The 17,700-nt window shown below is 62.3% G+C and carries 19 protein-coding genes and 1 tRNA gene; 12 read left to right on the top strand and 8 right to left on the bottom strand.

What is annotated here, in order from left to right; all coding sequences use genetic code 11:
* Window positions 1–8: 8 nt before the first annotated feature.
* From ACP7BZ_RS03965 to ACP7BZ_RS03980, 4 genes are all read left to right on the top strand, one after another.
* Window positions 9–791 (top strand): molybdopterin-dependent oxidoreductase, encoded by a 783-nt coding sequence (locus ACP7BZ_RS03965; RefSeq protein ID WP_426110343.1) that lies wholly within the window; start codon window positions 9–11, stop codon window positions 789–791.
* Window positions 792–875: 84 nt separating this feature from the next.
* Window positions 876–1,154 (top strand): pentapeptide MXKDX repeat protein, encoded by a 279-nt coding sequence (locus ACP7BZ_RS03970; RefSeq protein ID WP_426110344.1) that lies wholly within the window; start codon window positions 876–878, stop codon window positions 1,152–1,154.
* Window positions 1,155–1,334: 180 nt separating this feature from the next.
* Window positions 1,335–1,640: a hypothetical protein gene (locus ACP7BZ_RS03975; RefSeq protein WP_426110345.1), complete on the top strand. Its 306-nt coding sequence runs from the start codon at window positions 1,335–1,337 to the stop codon at window positions 1,638–1,640.
* 106 nt (window positions 1,641–1,746) lie between these two features.
* A complete protein-coding gene (locus tag ACP7BZ_RS03980) occupies window positions 1,747–3,159 on the top strand; it encodes a M20/M25/M40 family metallo-hydrolase (protein WP_426110346.1) in 1,413 nt (470 codons plus the stop codon).
* A 38-nt stretch (window positions 3,160–3,197) separates the two neighbouring features.
* On the opposite strand, the gene ACP7BZ_RS03985 is transcribed toward ACP7BZ_RS03980, so the two are convergent.
* The 5 genes from ACP7BZ_RS03985 to pepN all read right to left on the bottom strand — a co-directional run bounded on the left by ACP7BZ_RS03985 (window position 3,198) and on the right by pepN (window position 8,637).
* A complete protein-coding gene (locus ACP7BZ_RS03985) occupies window positions 3,198–3,743 on the bottom strand; it encodes a hypothetical protein (RefSeq protein WP_426110347.1) in 546 nt (181 codons plus the stop codon).
* A 266-nt stretch (window positions 3,744–4,009) separates the two neighbouring features.
* Window positions 4,010–4,606 carry a hypothetical protein gene (locus ACP7BZ_RS03990; protein ID WP_426110348.1) on the bottom strand — a complete coding sequence of 199 codons (597 nt, stop codon included), beginning with the start codon at window positions 4,604–4,606 and terminating at the stop codon, window positions 4,010–4,012.
* A gap of 159 nt (window positions 4,607–4,765) precedes the next feature.
* Window positions 4,766–4,841, bottom strand: a tRNA-Thr gene (locus ACP7BZ_RS03995).
* Between the two features lie 78 nt (window positions 4,842–4,919).
* Window positions 4,920–5,921 carry a class 1 fructose-bisphosphatase gene (locus ACP7BZ_RS04000; RefSeq protein WP_426110349.1) on the bottom strand — a complete coding sequence of 334 codons (1,002 nt, stop codon included), beginning with the start codon at window positions 5,919–5,921 and terminating at the stop codon, window positions 4,920–4,922.
* A gap of 52 nt (window positions 5,922–5,973) precedes the next feature.
* On the bottom strand, window positions 5,974–8,637 hold the full coding sequence (gene pepN, locus ACP7BZ_RS04005) for an aminopeptidase N (protein ID WP_426110350.1): 2,664 nt from the start codon (window positions 8,635–8,637) through the stop codon (window positions 5,974–5,976).
* A 176-nt stretch (window positions 8,638–8,813) separates the two neighbouring features.
* Here pepN and ACP7BZ_RS04010 point away from each other — a divergent pair, with 176 nt between their 5' ends.
* On the top strand, window positions 8,814–9,443 hold the full coding sequence (locus ACP7BZ_RS04010; RefSeq protein ID WP_426110351.1) for a DUF4136 domain-containing protein: 630 nt from the start codon (window positions 8,814–8,816) through the stop codon (window positions 9,441–9,443).
* A gap of 34 nt (window positions 9,444–9,477) precedes the next feature.
* On the opposite strand, the gene ACP7BZ_RS04015 is transcribed toward ACP7BZ_RS04010, so the two are convergent.
* Genes ACP7BZ_RS04015 through ACP7BZ_RS04025 form a run of 3 tightly spaced genes read right to left on the bottom strand, consistent with a single transcriptional unit; the run spans window position 9,478 to window position 11,810 of the window.
* Window positions 9,478–10,461 carry a quinone oxidoreductase family protein gene (locus ACP7BZ_RS04015; protein WP_426110352.1) on the bottom strand — a complete coding sequence of 328 codons (984 nt, stop codon included), beginning with the start codon at window positions 10,459–10,461 and terminating at the stop codon, window positions 9,478–9,480.
* A 28-nt stretch (window positions 10,462–10,489) separates the two neighbouring features.
* Window positions 10,490–10,879 (bottom strand): methylglyoxal synthase, encoded by a 390-nt coding sequence (locus ACP7BZ_RS04020; RefSeq protein ID WP_426110353.1) that lies wholly within the window; start codon window positions 10,877–10,879, stop codon window positions 10,490–10,492.
* 7 nt (window positions 10,880–10,886) lie between these two features.
* A complete protein-coding gene (locus ACP7BZ_RS04025; protein WP_426110354.1) occupies window positions 10,887–11,810 on the bottom strand; it encodes a DMT family transporter in 924 nt (307 codons plus the stop codon).
* A gap of 144 nt (window positions 11,811–11,954) precedes the next feature.
* Here ACP7BZ_RS04025 and ACP7BZ_RS04030 point away from each other — a divergent pair, with 144 nt between their 5' ends.
* From ACP7BZ_RS04030 to ACP7BZ_RS04060, 7 genes are all read left to right on the top strand, one after another.
* Entirely contained in the window at window positions 11,955–12,680 is a 726-nt protein-coding gene (locus ACP7BZ_RS04030) for a YebC/PmpR family DNA-binding transcriptional regulator (RefSeq protein WP_426110355.1), read from the top strand.
* 6 nt (window positions 12,681–12,686) lie between these two features.
* The gene (gene purD, locus ACP7BZ_RS04035; protein WP_426110356.1) at window positions 12,687–13,955 is read left to right on the top strand and encodes a phosphoribosylamine--glycine ligase; all 1,269 of its coding nucleotides are present in this window, start codon (window positions 12,687–12,689) and stop codon (window positions 13,953–13,955) included.
* A gap of 115 nt (window positions 13,956–14,070) precedes the next feature.
* Entirely contained in the window at window positions 14,071–14,991 is a 921-nt protein-coding gene (hemF, locus tag ACP7BZ_RS04040) for an oxygen-dependent coproporphyrinogen oxidase (protein ID WP_426110357.1), read from the top strand.
* Complete coding sequence (locus ACP7BZ_RS04045; RefSeq protein WP_426110358.1) at window positions 14,988–15,659, top strand: nicotinate-nucleotide adenylyltransferase; 672 nt, start codon at window positions 14,988–14,990, stop codon at window positions 15,657–15,659. Before hemF ends, ACP7BZ_RS04045 begins: the two co-directional genes overlap by 4 nt.
* Window positions 15,660–16,403, top strand: coding sequence for a ribosome silencing factor (gene rsfS / locus ACP7BZ_RS04050; RefSeq protein WP_426110359.1), 744 nt, complete (start codon window positions 15,660–15,662; stop codon window positions 16,401–16,403).
* A gap of 12 nt (window positions 16,404–16,415) precedes the next feature.
* On the top strand, window positions 16,416–16,886 hold the full coding sequence (gene rlmH, locus ACP7BZ_RS04055; RefSeq protein ID WP_426110360.1) for a 23S rRNA (pseudouridine(1915)-N(3))-methyltransferase RlmH: 471 nt from the start codon (window positions 16,416–16,418) through the stop codon (window positions 16,884–16,886).
* A gap of 142 nt (window positions 16,887–17,028) precedes the next feature.
* Window positions 17,029–17,646: a Maf family protein gene (locus ACP7BZ_RS04060; RefSeq protein WP_426110361.1), complete on the top strand. Its 618-nt coding sequence runs from the start codon at window positions 17,029–17,031 to the stop codon at window positions 17,644–17,646.
* Window positions 17,647–17,700: the final 54 nt, after the last annotated feature.

Here is a 17,700-nt window from a genome sequence, read left to right on the forward strand (position 1 = left end):
ATTAAATCATGCAACTATTTAAAAAACGCCAGATTGTCATCCCCGTCGACGGCGCCGCCATGCTGGCCGACGGCATCGCCAGAATTGCGCAGCCATCGCGGCGCGCCTTCCTGCAGCGCAGCCTGAGCCTGGGCGGCCTGACCCTGCTGACCGGCTGCTCGATCAGCGACCAGGACAGCATCGATGCGGCGCTGACCGGTATCTCGCGCCTGAACGACCGCGCGCAGGCGCTGCTGTTCGATCCCACCCGGCTGGCGCCGACCTATCCTGACAGCATGATCACGCGGCCCTTCCCCTTTAATGCGTACTACGGCGAAGACGAGGTTCGCAGCGTCAACGGCGACGACTGGCGCCTCGAACTGAGTGGCCTGGTGGCCAGGCGCAACAGCTGGACGCTGGCGCAATTGCGCGCCATGCCGCAGCAAGCACAAGTGACACGCCATATCTGCGTCGAAGGCTGGAGCGCCATCGGCAAATGGGGCGGAGTGCCGTTCGCCCATTTTTTACGGGTGGTGGGCGCTGACCTGAGCGCGAAATACGTGGGCTTCCAATGCGCCGACGACTATTTCACCAGCATCGACATGGCCACCGCGCTGCATCCGCAAACGCTGATGGCGCTGACCTATGACGGCGCTGCCTTGCCGCCGCGCTACGGCTTTCCCATGAAGCTGCGCATGCCTACCAAGCTCGGCTACAAGAATCCAAAACACATCCAGGCTATTTTTGTCACCAATACCTACCCTGGCGGCTACTGGGAAGACCAGGGGTATAACTGGTTCGGCGGCAGTTGATCGTCCATCGATTGCCTGTCCGGGCCGCCTTCATCGTCGCACCTGCTGTTTAACGTTGTTTCAATTAACTTTCAAGGAACCATCATGAACCGACTCGCCCTTGCACTGCTCTCCGCCTGCCTGACCATGTCCGCCGCCGTCCACGCGCAGGACGCCATGAAGAAAGATGCGATGGAAAAAGATGCGATGAAAAAGCCCGCCATGCATGACGACAAAATGGCCAAGGATGGTATGAAAAAAGATGCCATGGCCAACAATGCCATGAAGAAGGATGGCATGAAAAAAGATGCGATGGGCAAGGACGCGATGTCAAAGGATGCCATGAAAAAAGACGAGATGAAAAAAGATGAAATGAAAAAATAGGCGCTGTCCACGTTCAGTAGTGAACCGTTCGCGGTTGTTGAAATTGGACGGGGAACGTCGCGTCACCGGATTTCGACTGCGCAGAGCGGAAAGCGAACTCTTCAATATCTAACGGTGACAGCGCCAAAAAATAAGCGTCCCGCCCGGCCCTGTGGCCGGGTGTTTGCGCAGGAGATCCACATGAGCATTTCGATCACCACGGGCAGCGCAGCGACGGCCTATGCGGCGGGCGCCAGCACACCCTCGCCGGCCAGTTTGCAGGCGCAGCTGCAACGCTACGAGCATCAATTGTCCGATTGCGTCAACTGCGCCTCGGCCAAGACACCGCAAGGCAAGGCCGATATCGACACCATCAGCGCGCGCATCAGCCAGGTGCAGCAGCGCCTGGCCCAGCTCGATGGCAACAGCGAGGCGCCGGCGGCGCCAACCACGGGAGCATCAGGCGCGGGCGCGCGCCACGGTGGATTCATTGATGTGTTTGCCTGAACGGGCACGCGCGCAGGGCGGCGCGCCGACAAACAATTGGCATGTTGCTATGATCAGCGCCGATTCTGGCCTATGATCGAACTCTTCCATGCTAAAGAGGATCGCCATGTGCAGGTTCACCCATCTTGCCTGCGTTTCGATGATCATGACGGCCCTGCATTGCCAGCAGGCGCTTGCCGAAACCACGGCACCAGCGCAGCGCGAACTGCGTTCGGTCTACCAGGAACTCGTTGAAATCAACACCACCAATTCGGTTGGCAGTTGCACGGTGGCGGCCCAGGCCATGGCGGCCCGGCTCAGGCACAGTGGCTACGCCGACGCCGACATGCAATTGATCGTGCCACCCGGCGGCCCCGCCAAGGGCATGCTGGTGGCGCGCCTGAAGGGCAGCGGCGCCAGGCGGCCCCTGCTGCTTCTGGCGCACCTCGACGTGATCGAAGCCAAGCGCGACGACTGGACCCGCGACCCGTTCAAACTGGTCGAGGAAGACGGCTATTTTTATGCGCGCGGCGCCTTCGACAACAAGGCGCAAGCGGCAATTTTTGTCACCAACATGATGGCCTACAAGCGCGCCGGCTGGCAGCCAGCGCGCGACTTGATCCTGGCCCTGACCTGCGATGAAGAAACCATCCCGTCCGAATTTGATGGTGTCGACTATCTGCTCAAGCACCATCGGCCGCTCATCGATGCTGAACTGGCGTTTGCCGAGGGCGGTTCGCTGTCGCAGTCAGCCGACGGCGAGCTGCTCAGCCACGGCATCCAGGCTGGCGAAAAAATCTTTCAAAGCTACACGCTGGAAGTACGCAACAAGGGCGGCCACAGTTCGCTGCCGGTGCCCGACAATGCGATTTACCACCTGGCCGACGGGCTGGCGCGCCTGGGCAAGTTCAGCTTTCCGTTTCGTCTGACGGCCACCACGCGCAGCTATTTCGAGCGCAGCGCCGCCGCCATCGGCGGCCAGATCGGTGCCGACATGCAAGCGATCCTGACCGCCGTGCCCGACCCGCAAGCGCTGCAGCGGCTGGCACAGGCGAATGCCTTTTATAACGCCAGCGTGCGCACCACCTGCGTGGCCACCATGCTCACCGCGGGCCACGCCACCAATGCCCTGCCACAGCGTGCCCAGGCCACTGTCAATTGCCGCATCCTGCCCGGCGAGCAACCGGCCGACGTGCGCCGCACCCTCGAGACGGTGCTGGCCGATCCACAGATCGAGGTGACCCCTTTGGGTACGGCCGTGGTGGCGCCGGCGCCGCCGCTCAACGCCGAACTGATGAGCACGGTACAAGCACTGAGCCAGATCTACTGGCCCGGCGTGCCGCTGATCCCTACCATGGCAGTGGGCGCCACTGACGGCCGCTACCTGAACGTGGCGGGTATCTGGACCTACGGAATCAGCGGTCTCATCAAGGAAGCCAATGGCAGCGGTATCCACGGCCTCAACGAGCGGCTCAGTGTGCAGTCGCTGTATGAAGGACAGCGCTTTCTGGATGCCTTGACCAGGGCGGTGGCCAAATAAGATGGCGCTGTCGCTGTAATGCCGAAATGAAAAGACGGTTAGCCGCAGGCGTCTACCGCCTTGAATTTTTCGGAGCGGGTCCAGCCGCTTTTGCTGGCGGAATTTCTGACCTGTTTCCACCAAACGAATTTGGCCGCGCCTGCATCGACCCCGGGCATGCCCGCAAGATCAGTGCCGCTTTTATAGACCTTGCCCTGATACCAGAATAGATAGGCGCCCTCCCCCAGCGGCGACACCATGTAGATGACGTCACCAGCGGCCAGCGAAAGTTGGGGCTGCGCGCTGCCGTCGATATAGCCGTCGCGGAGCGCCCGCGAGATAGTGATGGCGCCCGCCTTTTCTGCCACCACCACGCCGGTGACGCCATCGACGACCTCGCCACGGTGCAATCTGAAAACGACAGCGGAGTGTTCGTTGCGATCCTGGTGCACGGGAATGTCAGCATCGGCACGCCACTGGCGATAGGTGCAGCATTCAAACGGACAAATGCCCCAACTTTCGTAATTGGCTGGTGGCGCTGTTTGCGCGCAGGCAAGGCCGTAACTGAAAGCGAGAATGGCGCAGGCAAGCAATCGATCAAGCATGGGGGTGACTCCGTCAAATTGGTGGTTTTAGCGCTACTTCGGGCGCAACGGCAGTTGCCGGTTGCGCCGCTTTCGCCGGTGCCGTCGTTCGGAAGCATGAAGGCGTGGCATCCGATACCGGCCCTTCGGTGCAATAAAACCCTTGTTTATTAAAGCCAAACGCGCAGCCACTGACAGCGACGCTCACTGCCGTCACCAGCAACAGCCGTGGCACTTTCATTTTCTCAAGGAGCTGCATTTTTGCCTTTTTTCCGATCCGATTGCCGTCATGCCCGGGGAAGCACTGCGCTCGTTTGCGCCAGCTTTCGGGCGAACACAGCCAACACGGCAGCACTGCACAGGAAGAATACGGCAAATAGCAGATTGACCACAAGGTCAACGCGCGGATGCGCTCTGATCGCGCTTGCCGCCACCGCAGGGCCGTAGTGGAGATGCGCTTGCGGACAGTCGAGATCCCATACCTGGTTTCTCCTGCCGTACGCGCTAAATACCGACCTGATCTTTGCCGTGGCCACGCAGCCGGTCAGCTGTTCTCTGGCGTCGCTGCTGATCTGCACCATCTCGAGGCCGCCTTTGGGATTGCCGCCCCGCCGATCGGGAAATGACAGCGAGGCGGTCGCGCCATCGCTCAATCGCACTTTGAAATTGGGCGTGCGGCGGGCGACCTCGACGATCGTGAAGGTGACGGTTTTCAGATCGCCAGGCTGCCCCGTGGTGGCGTCGTTAAACACCAGGATGGCGTCGCAACAGGCACTCAGGGACAGCCACAGGACCAGGGCCGCCAACAACCAGAATACGCGCGCGAGCGGTGGCGACAGCGGTAAATACAGGTCGGCGCGGGGGGCCAAATTCGCTGCTGGCACGGTTGTCATCCTTCGGCGTTGAGGTTCTGCTTGATCACAGCGCTCTGGGTGTCGGCAGATCGCTGCTGCAGTGGACAATAAAAAACCCGCGCTCCTGGAAGGAGAACGGGTTTTTGGTTTTCTTGCAACTTATTTTTTTTACTGCCTGCTGCGGTATTCTGGTGCCGATTGCCGGAATCGAACTGGCGACCTTTTCATTACGAATGAACTGCTCTACCAACTGAGCTAAATCGGCGGCGAGCCGTATTCTAGCAAGGATTGCCCTGTTTTTACCAGTGCCAACAGGGCAAACCAGCCACTTTGTCCTATTTATTTACGCTGCATGGTACGCGGTGACGATGTCCACCTCGTTTTTCGAGCCCAAAAACACCGGCACGCGCTGGTGCAGCTTGTGCGGGACGATGTCGAGGATGCGCTGCTGGCCGTCGGTGGCGGCGCCGCCCGCCTGTTCGACGATCATGGCCATCGGGTTCGCTTCGTACATCAGGCGCAGCTTGCCTGGCATCGCGGTGTCACGGGTGTCGGCCGGGTACATGAAGACGCCGCCGCGGCTGAGGATGCGGTGGACGTCGGCCACCATCGAGGCCACCCAGCGCATATTGAAATTCTTGCCACGCACGCCACCATCGCCGGCCAGCAATTCGTCGACGTATTTTTGCACCGGTGGGTGCCAGTGGCGCTGGTTCGACATATTGATGGCAAATTCCTTGGTATCGGCCGGAATCTGCATGTCGCGCTGGGTCAGCACCCACGAACCCATCTCGCGGTCGAGGGTAAAACAGTTCACACCATTTCCGGTGGTCAGCACCAGCATGGTTTGCGGGCCGTAGACGGCGTAACCGGCCGCCACCTGGGCGCTGCCAGGCTGCATGAAATCAGCTTCGGTGGGCGTGCCCATGCCTTCGGGCGCTTTGAGGACGGAAAAAATGGTGCCGATCGAGACGTTGACGTCGATGTTCGACGAACCGTCGAGCGGGTCGAACAGCAGCATGTATTCGCCCATCGGGTAACGATTCGGGATCTGGTGGATCGATTCCATTTCTTCCGAGGCCATCGCGGCCAGGTGACCGCCCCATTCATTCGCTTCGAGCAAAATTTCGTTGGAAATCACGTCGAGTTTCTTTTGCACTTCGCCCTGGATATTTTCCGTGTGCGCACTGCCGAGGATGTCGCCGAGGGCGCCCTTGCCCACCGAGTGGCTGATGGTCTTGCAGGCGCGGGCGACCACTTCGATCAACAGGCGCAACTCGGCCGGAATCGAGTTGTGCTGGCGTTGCTCTTCAACCAGGTACTGCGTGAGACTGACGCGTTTCATGAACATCCTTTTGTTGGTATGGGTGAAAAAATACAGCGTGTAGTGGTGGGGCCTAGTGTGGTGAGTCAGCCAGCGCCTTGCTGATCACTTCGCGCACATCGCTCGACAGCGTGGCCACCGCCGCCACCTGCTGCAGCGACTGCAACATGTGGGCCTGCAAATGCGGGGTGTAACGGCGCCAGCGGTCCATCACCCGCGCCAGCCGGCTGGCCACCTGCGGGTTGAGGGCGTCCAGGGCGATCACCTGCTCGGCCCAGAAGGCGTAGCCGCTGCCGTCGATGGCGTGAAATTGCGCCGCATTGCCGCCGCAAAAATTGAAAATCAGGCTGCGCGCGCGGTTCGGATTCTTGATATTAAACGCCGGGTGGCGCATCAGCGCGCGCACCGCCTCGACATCGTTGTCGGGCGCCGCCGCCTGCATGGCGAACCACTTGTCGACCACCAGCGCTTCGCCGGCAAAATCAGTATAAAAGGCGTGCAGGGCGGCATGGGCACCACTGGCCTGCGCGTGCACCAGCGCCTGCAGGGCAGCGACGCGGTCGGTCATGTTGCCAGCGTCGTTGAACTGCGCTTGCGCCAGCGCCCAGCTGGCAGCGTCGGCCGCCGCATTCAGGTACGACAGGCAGAGGTTTTTCAGGCCGCGCCGGCCGGCCGCGATGGCGTCCGGGCTGTATTCGCCCGGCGTCAGGTTGGCGTGGTACTGCGCCGTCAATTCGGCGCGCAGGGCGTCACCGATGGCGGCGCGCATGAACTGGCGGGCCGTGTGGATCGCTTGCGGATTGACCACCGGCAGACGCTCGGCAATGATGGTTTCTGACGGCAGCAGCATGGCTTGCTCGCGGAAGGCAGCGTCGAGGCTGTCGTCGACCAGCAGCTTGCGCAGCGCGTCGATGAACGTTGCGTCGATGCGGGGGGCAAGCCCGTCTTCGATGGCGGCAGTGAGCGACAGCAGGCGCGCCATCGCCAGGCGCTGGCCGGCTTCCCAGCGGCTGACGGCGTCGCTGTCGTGGCTGAACAGGTGCAGCAATTGCGCATCCGTGTAGTCGACCTCGAGCAGCACGGGGGCGGAAAAGTCGCGCAGCAGCGACGGCGTCGGTGCCTCGTCGATGCCGTCGAAGATAAACGTTGCGCTGGCCGTGGTCAGTTCCAGTACCACCGTGGTGGCGCCGCTGGCGCCGCTTGCGCCATTCACAGAGAGCGGCAAGTCGCCGCCATCGGCGCCGAGCAGGCCGACGGCCAGCGGAATATGGAAAGGCAGCTTGGTCGGCTGGCCCGGCGTGGCGGGGCATGACTGCGTCAAGGTCAGCGCGTAAGTATGGGCGCTGGCATCGTAGCGGCCGCTTGCCTTGACCAGCGGGGTGCCGGCCTGGCTATACCAGCGCTCGAACTGCGACAGGTCGCGGCCGCTGGCGTCGGCCATGGCGGCGCGGAAATCGTCGCAAGTGACGGCCTGGCCGTCGTGACGGGCGAAATACAGATCCATGCCGCGGCGGAAACCATCGCGGCCGATCAGGGTCTGCACCATGCGCACCACTTCGGCGCCTTTTTCGTAAATGGTCACCGTGTAAAAATTATTGATTTCGACGAAGGAATCGGGCCGCACCGGGTGCGCCATCGGACCGGCATCTTCGGGGAACTGGGCCTGGCGCAGGGTGCGCACCTGGTCGATGCGGGTGACGGCGCGCCCACTGGCGGTGCCGATCATGTCGGCGGAAAATTCCTGGTCGCGGAACACCGTCAAGCCTTCCTTGAGCGACAGTTGAAACCAGTCGCGGCAAGTGACCCGGTTGCCGGTCCAGTTGTGAAAATATTCGTGACCGACCACCGCCTCGATGCCGGCAAAATCGGCATCGGTGGCCACGCGTGGATTGGCCAGCACGTACTTGGTGTTAAAAATATTTAAACCCTTGTTTTCCATCGCGCCCATGTTGAAATCGCTGACGGCAACGATCATGAAGCGGTCAAGGTCGAGCTCGAGACCAAAGCGCTGTTCGTCCCAGCGGATGCTGTTCTTGAGCGACTGCATGGCGTAATCAGTCTTGTCGAGATTGCCGTCTTCCACCCACACTTGCAGCAGGGCGTCGCGGCCATCGGCCAGCTGGAAGGTTTCTTCCTGGCAGACCAGGCGCGCCGCCACCAGTGCGAACAGGTAGGAGGGCTTGCGGAACGGGTCTTCCCACTTGGCGTAGTGGCGGCCATCGGCCAGATCGCCCTGCTCCACCAGGTTGCCGTTCGACAGCAGCACCGGATACGCGGCCTTGTCGGCGCGCAGCATGACGGTGAAGATGGCCATGACATCGGGGCGATCAGGAAAATACGTGATGGCGCGGAAACCTTCGGCTTCGCACTGGGTGAAGAAATTGCCGTTCGAGCAGTACAAGCCATTGAGCGTCGTGTTCAGGCCGGGCGCGCAGGTGGTCTCGATTTCCAGCACGACGGCATCGGGCGCGTTGGCGATATGCAGCATATTGCCTTCGATACGGTACTGGCGGCGGCTCAGGGCCACCCCATTCATACGCAGTGCTACCAGTTCAATGTTCTCGCCATACAAATCGATCTGGCGACCGACACCGTCGGGATTGCGGCGCATGGTCAGGCGGTTGGCCACCACCGTGCGCGCCGGATCGAGGTCGAAGCCCAGTTCGACGGTGTCGACCAGGTAGGCGGGCGGCGTGTAATCGCTGCGGTAGATCGTCTGGGAAGTGTCTGTGCGCATGATAAAACCAGTCGTGCAAGTGAGCGAGCGGCTATTTTACCAAGAGCGGCGCCGCACAGTCCCACCGTTGATCGGGTGCGCGCTGTCAAGCGCAGTAACATTCTGTAAATCTTTTGCCTTTCAACAGTGTGGACCGTACACTGGCCTGAGGAACCACAATGCATATGGAGAACGTCATGAAACGTTTGATTACGGCGGCAGCGGCTGTCTGCACCCTGCTGCTGACCGGCTGTGCCACCACCATCCGCAGCGACGTCACCACCTTTCACCAGTGGCCGGCGCAGCAGACCAGCAAAACCTATTCGATCGACGCCCCGGCGCCGGACGACGACACCCTCGAAGTGCGCAGCTACCTCGACCTGGTGCGCGGCCAGCTGACGCGCCTGGGCTTCCAGGAAGCGGGTGCCGATGCGGCTCTGAAAGTCAAAATGCGCTTTCGCACCATTGATGTGCCGGTGCGCGTGGTGCAGGCCGTCGATCCCTTCTTTGGCAGCTCGGCCCGCTACGGCTGGAGCCCGTACCGCCGCCATTTCGGCGCGGCCTACTATGGCGGCTTCTATGATCCGTTCTGGGGTGGTCCGGCCGGCTATCAGGTCGTCGAGCGCCACAGCTACCAGCGCGATGTGCAGGTAGCGATCCGCGCGGCCGCCGATGGCAAGCCGCTGTTCGATGTCACCGTGCACAACACCAGCAACGAGTCGTCAACGCCGGCCATCATGCCGGCGCTGGTGCAAAGCGCTTTCGAAGGCTTTCCGGGACCGAATGGCGCGGCCCGCGTGATCGTGCTGAAGGAACAGAAAAACTGAGCCCGCGGACGGCAAGCCGCCGTCCGCGCTTTTTTTACGGCAGCAGAATCGACGAGCCTGTCGTCTTTCTCGCTTCCAGCTCCGCATGGGCGCGCGCCGCCTCGGCCAGCGGGTAACGCTGGTTGATATCAATTTTTACCTTGCCACTGGCCACCATCGCAAACAGTTCAGCCGCCATCGCTTCCAGATCGGCGCGCTTGGCGGCGTACGAAAACAGCGTGGGCCGGGTGATGAACAGGGAGCCGCGCGAGGCCAGTTCCTGCAGCGAAAACGGCGGCACCGGGCCGGAAGCGCTGCCGAAGCTGACCATCATGCCGAGCGGCTGCAGGCAGTCGAGCGAGCCAATAAAAGTGTCGGCACCGATCGAGTCGTAGACCACCGGCACCTTGGCGCCGTCCGTCAATGCGAGCACGCGCTCGACAAAATTTTCGCGGTTGTAATTGATGACGTGGGCAGCACCGGCCGCCAGCGCCAGTTGGCCTTTCTCGTCCGAGCCCACCGTACCGATCAGTTTGGCGCCGATGGCGCGCGCCCACTGGCAGGCGATCAGGCCGACCCCGCCGGCGGCGGCGTGGAACAGGATGGTGTCACCGGCCTTGACTTTGTAGGTGCGGTTGAGCAGGTATTGCACCGTCAAGCCCTGCAGCATCATCGCCGCGCCCGTTTCAAAATCGATGCTGTCGGGCAGGCGCACTAAAATTGCCGCCGGCATGTTGCGCAGCTGCGCGTAGGCGCCCGTCGGCCGGCCCGCATAGGCCACGCGGTCACCCACCTGCACTTCGGTGACGCCTGCGCCGATGGCCTCGACCACGCCAGCGCCTTCCATGCCGGCACCGGCCGGCAGCGCCTGCGGATAATGGCCGGAACGGAAATACACATCGATGTAATTGATGCCGACGGCGTGCTGGCGCACGCGCGCTTCGCCCGGGTCCGGCTCGCCCACTTCGACGTCCACCAGTTCGAGCACTTCGGGGCCGCCGGTGCGGCTGATGCGGATTGCCTTGCTTGTCTGTGTCATGTCGATCTCCGTCTGTGGTTGTAGGTGCTTACTGCAATGACAGTGCGCACGCCGCCAGCTGCGTGAGCACCAGGTGGGCGCTGGCCAGGTTGGTGGCGCAGGCGATGTTGTGGACGTCGCAGGAACGCACCAGGGCGTTGATATCCGGTTCGTGCGGTTGCGGCGTCATCGGATCGCGCAAAAAAATCACGGCATCGATGCGCCCGCACACCAGCTCGGCGCCGATTTGCAAGTCACCGCCCCACGGGCCCGACAGCTTGCGTTCAACATCGAGGCCCACTTCGTCGATCAGGCGGGCGCCGGTGGTGCCAGTGGCCATCAGCGTGCAGCCACGCAAAAAGGGGGCATATTCGATGGCCAGGGCCACCATATCGTCTTTTTTCATATCGTGGGCAATGAGCGCGATGCGTGGGGGCATGATTTCCTTATCGTTTTTTGGACAGCATATAAATCCCGCCGATCACCAGGGCAGTGCCGGCCAGCTGGATGGCCGTGATCGCTTCGCCCAGCACCAGCGCACCGAGGAACAAGGTCGACACGGGGCCGATCATGCCCGCCTGCGACGCGCTGGCAGCGCCAATCCGCTGCACGGCGAGCATGGTCATGAACACCGGAAAAATGGTGCAAAACACGCCATTGACCAGCGACAGCCAGTACACCGGTGCCGGCTGGATCAACAGCGCCGCCGGGCGCAGGACGAAAAACTGGGCGATGCAGGCGACGCTGGAAACACACATGGCGTACGCCACCAGCCGCAGCGAACCGATGCGCTGCACCATCTCGCCGGTAAACAGTAAATACACGGCATAGCTGATGGCCGAGCCCAGCACCAGCAGCGCACCGAGCACCGTGCTGCCGGCACCGCCAGCGAGATCGTGCACGAATACCAGCACGATGCCGCAATACGACAGCCCCAGCGCAGCCCACTGGGCCCGGCCGATGTGGCGCTTGAACAGCAGGGCGGTGGCCAGCAGCACGAAGGTGGGGGTCAAAAACAGGATCAGCCGCTCGAGTCCGACGGAAATATACTGGAGGCCGAGAAAATCGAGGAAGCTCGACAAATAATAGCCAATCAAGCCCAGCGCCAGCAGGCGCCAGCGATCGCTGTTGCAGAGCGCTGGCCCGACCCGCATCTGCCACAGCGCCACGGCGGCGAACACCGGCAGCGAGAACAGCATGCGAAAGGCAATCAGGGTGACGGCGTCGATATGGTAGCGGTAGAGCAGCTTGGCCACCACGGCCTTGGTGGAAAACAGGATGGCGCCGAGGATGGCAATGGCCAGGCCACCGGCCACCGATGCAGTGGGCACAGCGCCGTTAGCCAAAATAGGTGTTGCAGATTTGCTCATGGAATAATTGTACGGCGAAATCGCCCGGGCCATCAGCCAATCGCCCCGTTCAGGGAGCAGCTGGAGGCACCGAAGGCGCTAACCGGCGCCGCCCCCATGGTAAAATGCGGCCCTCATCCGCATACCGCTGAAGGAAGTTTCGACATGGCTGGACACAGCAAATGGGCCAACATCAAGCACAAGAAGGCCGCCACCGATGCCAAGCGCGGCAAAGTCTGGACGCGCCTGATCAAGGAAATCACCGTTGCTGCCCGCATGGGCGGCGCCGACGTTGACGCCAATCCGCGCCTGCGCCTGGCGGTCGACAAGGCGGCCGATGCCAACATGCCAAAAGAGAATGTCACGCGCGCCGTCCAGCGCGGTTCGGGCAGCCTCGAAGGGGCCAATTACGAAGAAGTGCGCTACGAAGGCTACGGCATCGGCGGCGCCGCCATCATCGTTGACTGCATGACCGACAACCGCGTGCGCACGGTGGCCGAAGTGCGCCACGCATTTAACAAGCACGGCGGCAACATGGGCACCGAAGGCTCGGTCGCTTTCATGTTTCAGCACTGCGGCCAGCTGCTGTTCGCCCCCGGTGTCGATGAAGACCGCTTGATGGAAGCGGCGCTCGAGGCGGGCGCCGACGATGTGATCGCCGACGACGAAGGCGGCTTCGAGGTGCTGTGCGACCCGTTCGCCTTCGCCGCCGTCAAGGATGCACTCGACAAGGCCGGCTTCAAGGCCGAAGTGGCCGAGATCATCATGAAACCGGCCACCGAAACCGTGATTGGCGGCGACGATGGCATCAAGATGCAAAAAATTCTCGATGCCCTCGAAAACCTCGACGACGTCCAGGAAGTCTATACCAACGTTTTGATCGAAGAGTAAATACGCATGAAAATTCTGGTAGTCGGCGCCGGCGGCCGCGAACACGCCCTTGCCTGGAAACTGGCCCAATCGGAACGCATCCAGATGGTCTACGTCGCCCCCGGCAACGGTGGCACGGCGCGCGACAACCGCCTCGTCAACGTCAATCTCAGCGACCCGCACGCGCTGGCCGATTTCGCCCAGGCCGAGCACATCGGCCTGACCGTGGTGGGCCCGGAAGTGCCACTGGCCGCCGGCATCGTCAACCTGTTCCGTGGCCGCGGGCTGAAAATTTTCGGCCCCACCAAGGAAGCGGCGCAACTGGAAAGCTCGAAGGATTTTGCCAAGGCCTTCATGCAGCGCCACGGCATCCCCACCGCCGCCTACCAGACGTTTACCGATGTCGCCCTGGCCCACGCCTACATCGACCAGATGGGCGCGCCGATCGTCATCAAGGCCGATGGTTTAGCGGCCGGCAAGGGCGTGGTGGTGGCAATGACGCTGGCCGAAGCGCACGCCGCGGCTGACGACATGCTGCTCGATAACGCCCACGGCGCCGCTGGCGCCCGCATCGTCGTCGAAGAATTTCTGGCCGGCGAAGAAGCCAGTTTTATTGTTATGTGCGACGGTAAAAACGTGCTGGCACTGGCCACCAGCCAGGACCACAAGCGCTTGAAAGACCACGACGAAGGCCCGAATACGGGTGGCATGGGCGCCTATTCGCCGGCCCCCATCGTCACCCCGGCCATGCACGCGCGGGTGATGCGCGAAGTGATCAACCCCACCATCCATGGCATGGCCAAGGATGGCATCGTGTTTACCGGCTTTCTGTACGCCGGCCTGATGATCGACGCCGCCGGCAATCCAAAAACGCTCGAATTTAACTGCCGCATGGGCGACCCGGAAACCCAGCCCATCATGGCGCGCCTGAAATCGGACCTGGTCACCGTCATGGAACACGCCGTCAACGGCACCTTAGACGCCGTCGAACTCGAATGGGACCGCCGCACCGCCGTCGGTGTCGTCATGGCCGCCGCCGGCTACCCGGACGATCCAAGGAAGGGCGACGTCATCACCGGCATTCCCGCCGAAACGGCCGAATGCGTCACCTTTCACGCCGGCACCACGGCAGTGGGCACTACCCTGCACACCAATGGCGGCCGCGTGCTGTGCGTGGTGGGGCTGGGCGACAGCGTCAAGATGGCGCAAAAGCAGGCCTATGAAAACGTCGACAAGATCCATTTCAATGGCGCCCAGTTCCGCCGCGATATCGGCTGGCGCGGCCTGAAGCACTAAGCGAGCCGGCGGCGTCACTTGTCGTAACACGGGACGCCGCCGCCGCCTTTTCAGGGCCGACCCGGCCCATGCTGTACAATCCGTCCTCTGTTTTTGCCTTTACTTCCTATCCCACATGTCCGCTCCCACGCCCGCAGCCGTCAAGACCTGGCTGCTCGATCTGCAATCGCGCATCGTCGCCGCCCTCGAAGGCGTCGACGGCAAGCCGTTCGCCAGTGACAGCTGGCAGCGGCCGGAGGGCGGCGGCGGCCTCTCGCGCGTGATCGAGCAAGGCAATGTGTTCGAACGGGGCGGCGTCAATTTTTCGCACGTGATGGGCGCGCGCCTGCCGGCCTCCGCCCTGCATGCGCGCCCCGAACTGGCTGGCCGCGCGTGGGTGGCGATGGGGGTGTCGCTGGTGCTGCATCCGCGTAACCCGTATGCGCCCACGGTGCACATGAATGTGCGCTTTTTCGAGGCGGTCAGCGACGACGACAGCGCTGCGCCCGTCTGGTGGTTCGGCGGCGGCATGGACTTGACGCCCTATTACGGTTTTGCAGAAGACGCCCGCCATTTTCACCGGACGTGCCAGCAGGCGCTGGCACCGTTCGGCGACGATCTGCACGGCCGCTTCAAAACCTGGTGCGACGATTACTTTTATTTGAAACACCGGCAGGAAGCGCGCGGCGTCGGCGGCATTTTCTTCGACGACTTCAATGAACTGCCGTTCGCCCGAGCCTTCGCCATGACGCAGAGCGTGGGCGAGAGTTTTGTCGACGCCTACCTGCCGATTCTGCAGCGCCGGCTGGCCACCCCGTACGGCGAGCGCGAGCGCGATTTCCAGTGCTACCGGCGCGGCCGCTACGTGGAATTTAACCTGGTGTGGGACCGTGGCACCCTGTTCGGCCTGCAGTCGGGCGGGCGCACCGAAGCGATCCTGATGTCGATGCCGCCGATGGTCACCTGGCGTTACGACTGGCAACCGCAGGAGGGCAGCGCGGAAGCGGCCCTGTACCGCGATTTCCTGCCGCCGCGCGACTGGCTGGGGTCGGCTTGAGCGGCGCCGTCGGCTGCGTCGCACTGCTGGGCGGCAGCTTCGACCCGGTGCACGCCGGCCACGTCGCGCTGGCACAGTTGTTCACCGATTTGCTGGCGCCAAATCAATTGCGCATCATCCCGGCCGGTAACCCGTACCAGAAGGCGCCCCTGCATGCTGCCGCCGAACACCGCGTCGCCATGCTGACGCTGGCGTTTGACGCTGCGCACCTGCCGATGGTGATCGACCGCCAGGAAATGGCACGGGCCGGCGCCAGCTACACCATCGACACCCTGCGACAGGTGCGCGCCGAACTGGGACCGCAGGTATCACTGGTGTTCCTGATGGGCGCCGACCAGTTGCAGCATCTCGACAGCTGGCGTGACTGGCGCCGGCTGTTCGATTACGCCCACATCGGCGTGGCTGCGCGCCCCGGTTACAGCCTGGCTGCGGCCAGCCTGCCGGCATTGGTGGCACAAGAAATTTCGGTACGCCAGGGGAGCCTGGAACAGCTTCGTACCACCCCGTCGGGCCGGGTATTTCTGGCCCCGGCGCTGGCAGTGGATATCTCCGCCACCCAGATTCGTGCAGCATTGCACGGTGACGATCAGGCCGGGCCACTGGCCGGCTCGCTGATCCCGCCGGTAGTGCTAGACTACATTCAACAACATCACCTCTATAAGAACTAAATGGATATCAAAAAACTGCAAGCCCTGGTCGTCGACGCGCTCGAGGACGTCAAGGGCCAGGACATCAACGTGTACGACACGGTCCACCTGACCAGCCTGTTCGACCGCATCGCCGTCGTCTCCGGCACCTCCAACCGCCAAACCAAGGCGCTGGCCGCTTCGGTGCGTGACAAGGTCAAGGAAGCCGGCGGCGACGTCATCGGCATGGAAGGCGAGGACACCGGTGAGTGGGTACTGGTCGATCTGGGCGACATGATCGTCCACATCATGCAACCGGCAATTCGCTCCTACTACCGGCTGGAAGAAATCTGGGGCGACAAGCCCGTCAAGCTGGGCGCTGCCAAGCGCAAGACCACTGCCGAAGGCCTCGACGCTGCACTGCCAAAAGCGCAGTCGAAGCACCTGACCTCGACCCAGGCCGCACCGGTGGTCAAGCCGATCAAGGAATCGCGCACCAGCAACCCGGCGGCCAAGCCTGCCGCCAAGGCCGCGACCAAGAAAGCCGCACCGAAAAAAGACGCCGCCCTGAAGGGTCCGGCCGTCAAAAAACCGGCTGCCAAAAAGGCCGCCTCGAAAGCCGTTGGCAAGACCGTCAAGGTGGCACCGGCCAAGGCCGAACTGGCCGCGGTCGAAGCGCTCAAGCAGTTGCCGCCAAAACGCGTGCGGGCCAAGGCGGCACCAGCCGACGCCGTGCCGGAGAAAAAGGTCATCAAGCGGACCGTCAAGAAAGCGGTCGACGAATAAGCGGGCAGCGTTATGCAGTTGCTGATCGTTGCGGTGGGCCACAAGATGCCGGCCTGGATCGAGACGGGATTTACCGAGTACAGCAAGCGCATGCCACCCGAGCTGCGCATCGTGCTCAAGGAAATCAAGCCGGTCGAGCGTTCGGGCAGCAAGACGGCGGCCACTGCCATGGCGCTCGAACGCGAGCGCATTGAGGCCGTGTTGCCGAAGAACGTGCGCATCATCGCCCTCGATGAACGGGGGCGCGATCTGACCAGCGTCGGCTTGTCGCAACAATTACAGGCGTGGCAACTCGACGGTGGTGACACGGCGCTGCTGATCGGCGGCGCCGACGGCCTCGATCCGGGCCTGAAGGCCAAGGCGGAAGGCTTGATCCGTATTTCCAGCATGACGCTGCCACATGGCATGGTCCGGGTAATGCTGGCCGAGCAACTGTATCGGGCCTGGTCGATCACCCAACACCACCCTTACCACCGGGTGTAAGGCCGTGGTTTGCCGCTAAACCAATGGTCAAGCGACAGCACAGGCCAAATTCCACCAACACTAACTGTTTCAAAGTGTTTTTTGGTATTGCAAATACCCGTTCTTGATATATTGTGCGGTATTGCTTCTGAGGAATGCCGTAATGAGAATGCTCGACAATAAAATTTATCTGGCCTCCAACAGCCCGCGGCGGCGTGAACTGCTGCGCCAGGTGGGCGTCGACTTCGAGCTGCTGCTGCTGCGCAACGACTGCGTACGCGGCCCCGACGTCACCGAAATCGCCCACGCCGGCGAATCGCCGGCCGTGTACGTGGCGCGGGTGGCTGGCGAAAAGGCGGCGTTCGCCTTCAACAGCGTGCAATTGCGCCGCATGCGTGCCCGTCCCGTGCTGGCGGCCGACACCACCGTCACCATCGATGGCGAGATCCTCGGCAAACCGGCCGATCCTGAGGAGGCGGCGCGCATGCTCACTCGCCTGTCGGGCAACACCCACCAGGTGCTCACCAGTGTCGCCGTCCACTACGACGGCATGGCCGAGCAGTTCACCCAGGTCTCGCAGGTGCGCTTTGCCAAGCTGTCGCCGGCCGTCATCAAGGCCTATTGCGCCACCCCGGAGCCGTATGACAAGGCCGGTGGCTACGGCATCCAGGGTGTCGCCGCGCTGTTCGTCGAACATATCGACGGCAGCCACTCGGGCATCATGGGACTGCCGCTGTTTGAGACGGCCAACTTGCTGCGCAAGGCGGGCATCGTTATCTAAATCGAAAAAAAGTGAACCCCTACTTTTTTTCGGGCTTGTTCAGATAAAAATCCT

This window comes from Massilia sp. PWRC2 (assembly GCF_049896725.1).
Classification (GTDB): domain Bacteria; phylum Pseudomonadota; class Gammaproteobacteria; order Burkholderiales; family Burkholderiaceae_D; genus JAFCUW01.

Coding starts and splice junctions, on each gene's coding strand:
- ACP7BZ_RS03975 (WP_426110345.1), top strand. CDS start 1,335: ATGAGCATTTCGATCACCACGGGCAGCGCAGCGACGGCCTATGCGGCG.
- rsfS (WP_426110359.1), top strand. CDS start 15,660: ATGGATATCAAAAAACTGCAAGCCCTGGTCGTCGACGCGCTCGAGGAC.
- ACP7BZ_RS03980 (WP_426110346.1), top strand. CDS start 1,747: ATGTGCAGGTTCACCCATCTTGCCTGCGTTTCGATGATCATGACGGCC.
- purD (WP_426110356.1), top strand. CDS start 12,687: ATGAAAATTCTGGTAGTCGGCGCCGGCGGCCGCGAACACGCCCTTGCC.
- ACP7BZ_RS04025 (WP_426110354.1), bottom strand. CDS start 11,810: ATGAGCAAATCTGCAACACCTATTTTGGCTAACGGCGCTGTGCCCACT.
- ACP7BZ_RS04010 (WP_426110351.1), top strand. CDS start 8,814: ATGAAACGTTTGATTACGGCGGCAGCGGCTGTCTGCACCCTGCTGCTG.
- ACP7BZ_RS03985 (WP_426110347.1), bottom strand. CDS start 3,743: ATGCTTGATCGATTGCTTGCCTGCGCCATTCTCGCTTTCAGTTACGGC.
- ACP7BZ_RS04020 (WP_426110353.1), bottom strand. CDS start 10,879: ATGCCCCCACGCATCGCGCTCATTGCCCACGATATGAAAAAAGACGAT.
- ACP7BZ_RS04030 (WP_426110355.1), top strand. CDS start 11,955: ATGGCTGGACACAGCAAATGGGCCAACATCAAGCACAAGAAGGCCGCC.
- ACP7BZ_RS03970 (WP_426110344.1), top strand. CDS start 876: ATGAACCGACTCGCCCTTGCACTGCTCTCCGCCTGCCTGACCATGTCC.
- ACP7BZ_RS04000 (WP_426110349.1), bottom strand. CDS start 5,921: ATGAAACGCGTCAGTCTCACGCAGTACCTGGTTGAAGAGCAACGCCAG.
- ACP7BZ_RS04060 (WP_426110361.1), top strand. CDS start 17,029: ATGAGAATGCTCGACAATAAAATTTATCTGGCCTCCAACAGCCCGCGG.
- ACP7BZ_RS04015 (WP_426110352.1), bottom strand. CDS start 10,461: ATGACACAGACAAGCAAGGCAATCCGCATCAGCCGCACCGGCGGCCCC.
- pepN (WP_426110350.1), bottom strand. CDS start 8,637: ATGCGCACAGACACTTCCCAGACGATCTACCGCAGCGATTACACGCCG.
- ACP7BZ_RS03965 (WP_426110343.1), top strand. CDS start 9: ATGCAACTATTTAAAAAACGCCAGATTGTCATCCCCGTCGACGGCGCC.
- rlmH (WP_426110360.1), top strand. CDS start 16,416: ATGCAGTTGCTGATCGTTGCGGTGGGCCACAAGATGCCGGCCTGGATC.
- hemF (WP_426110357.1), top strand. CDS start 14,071: ATGTCCGCTCCCACGCCCGCAGCCGTCAAGACCTGGCTGCTCGATCTG.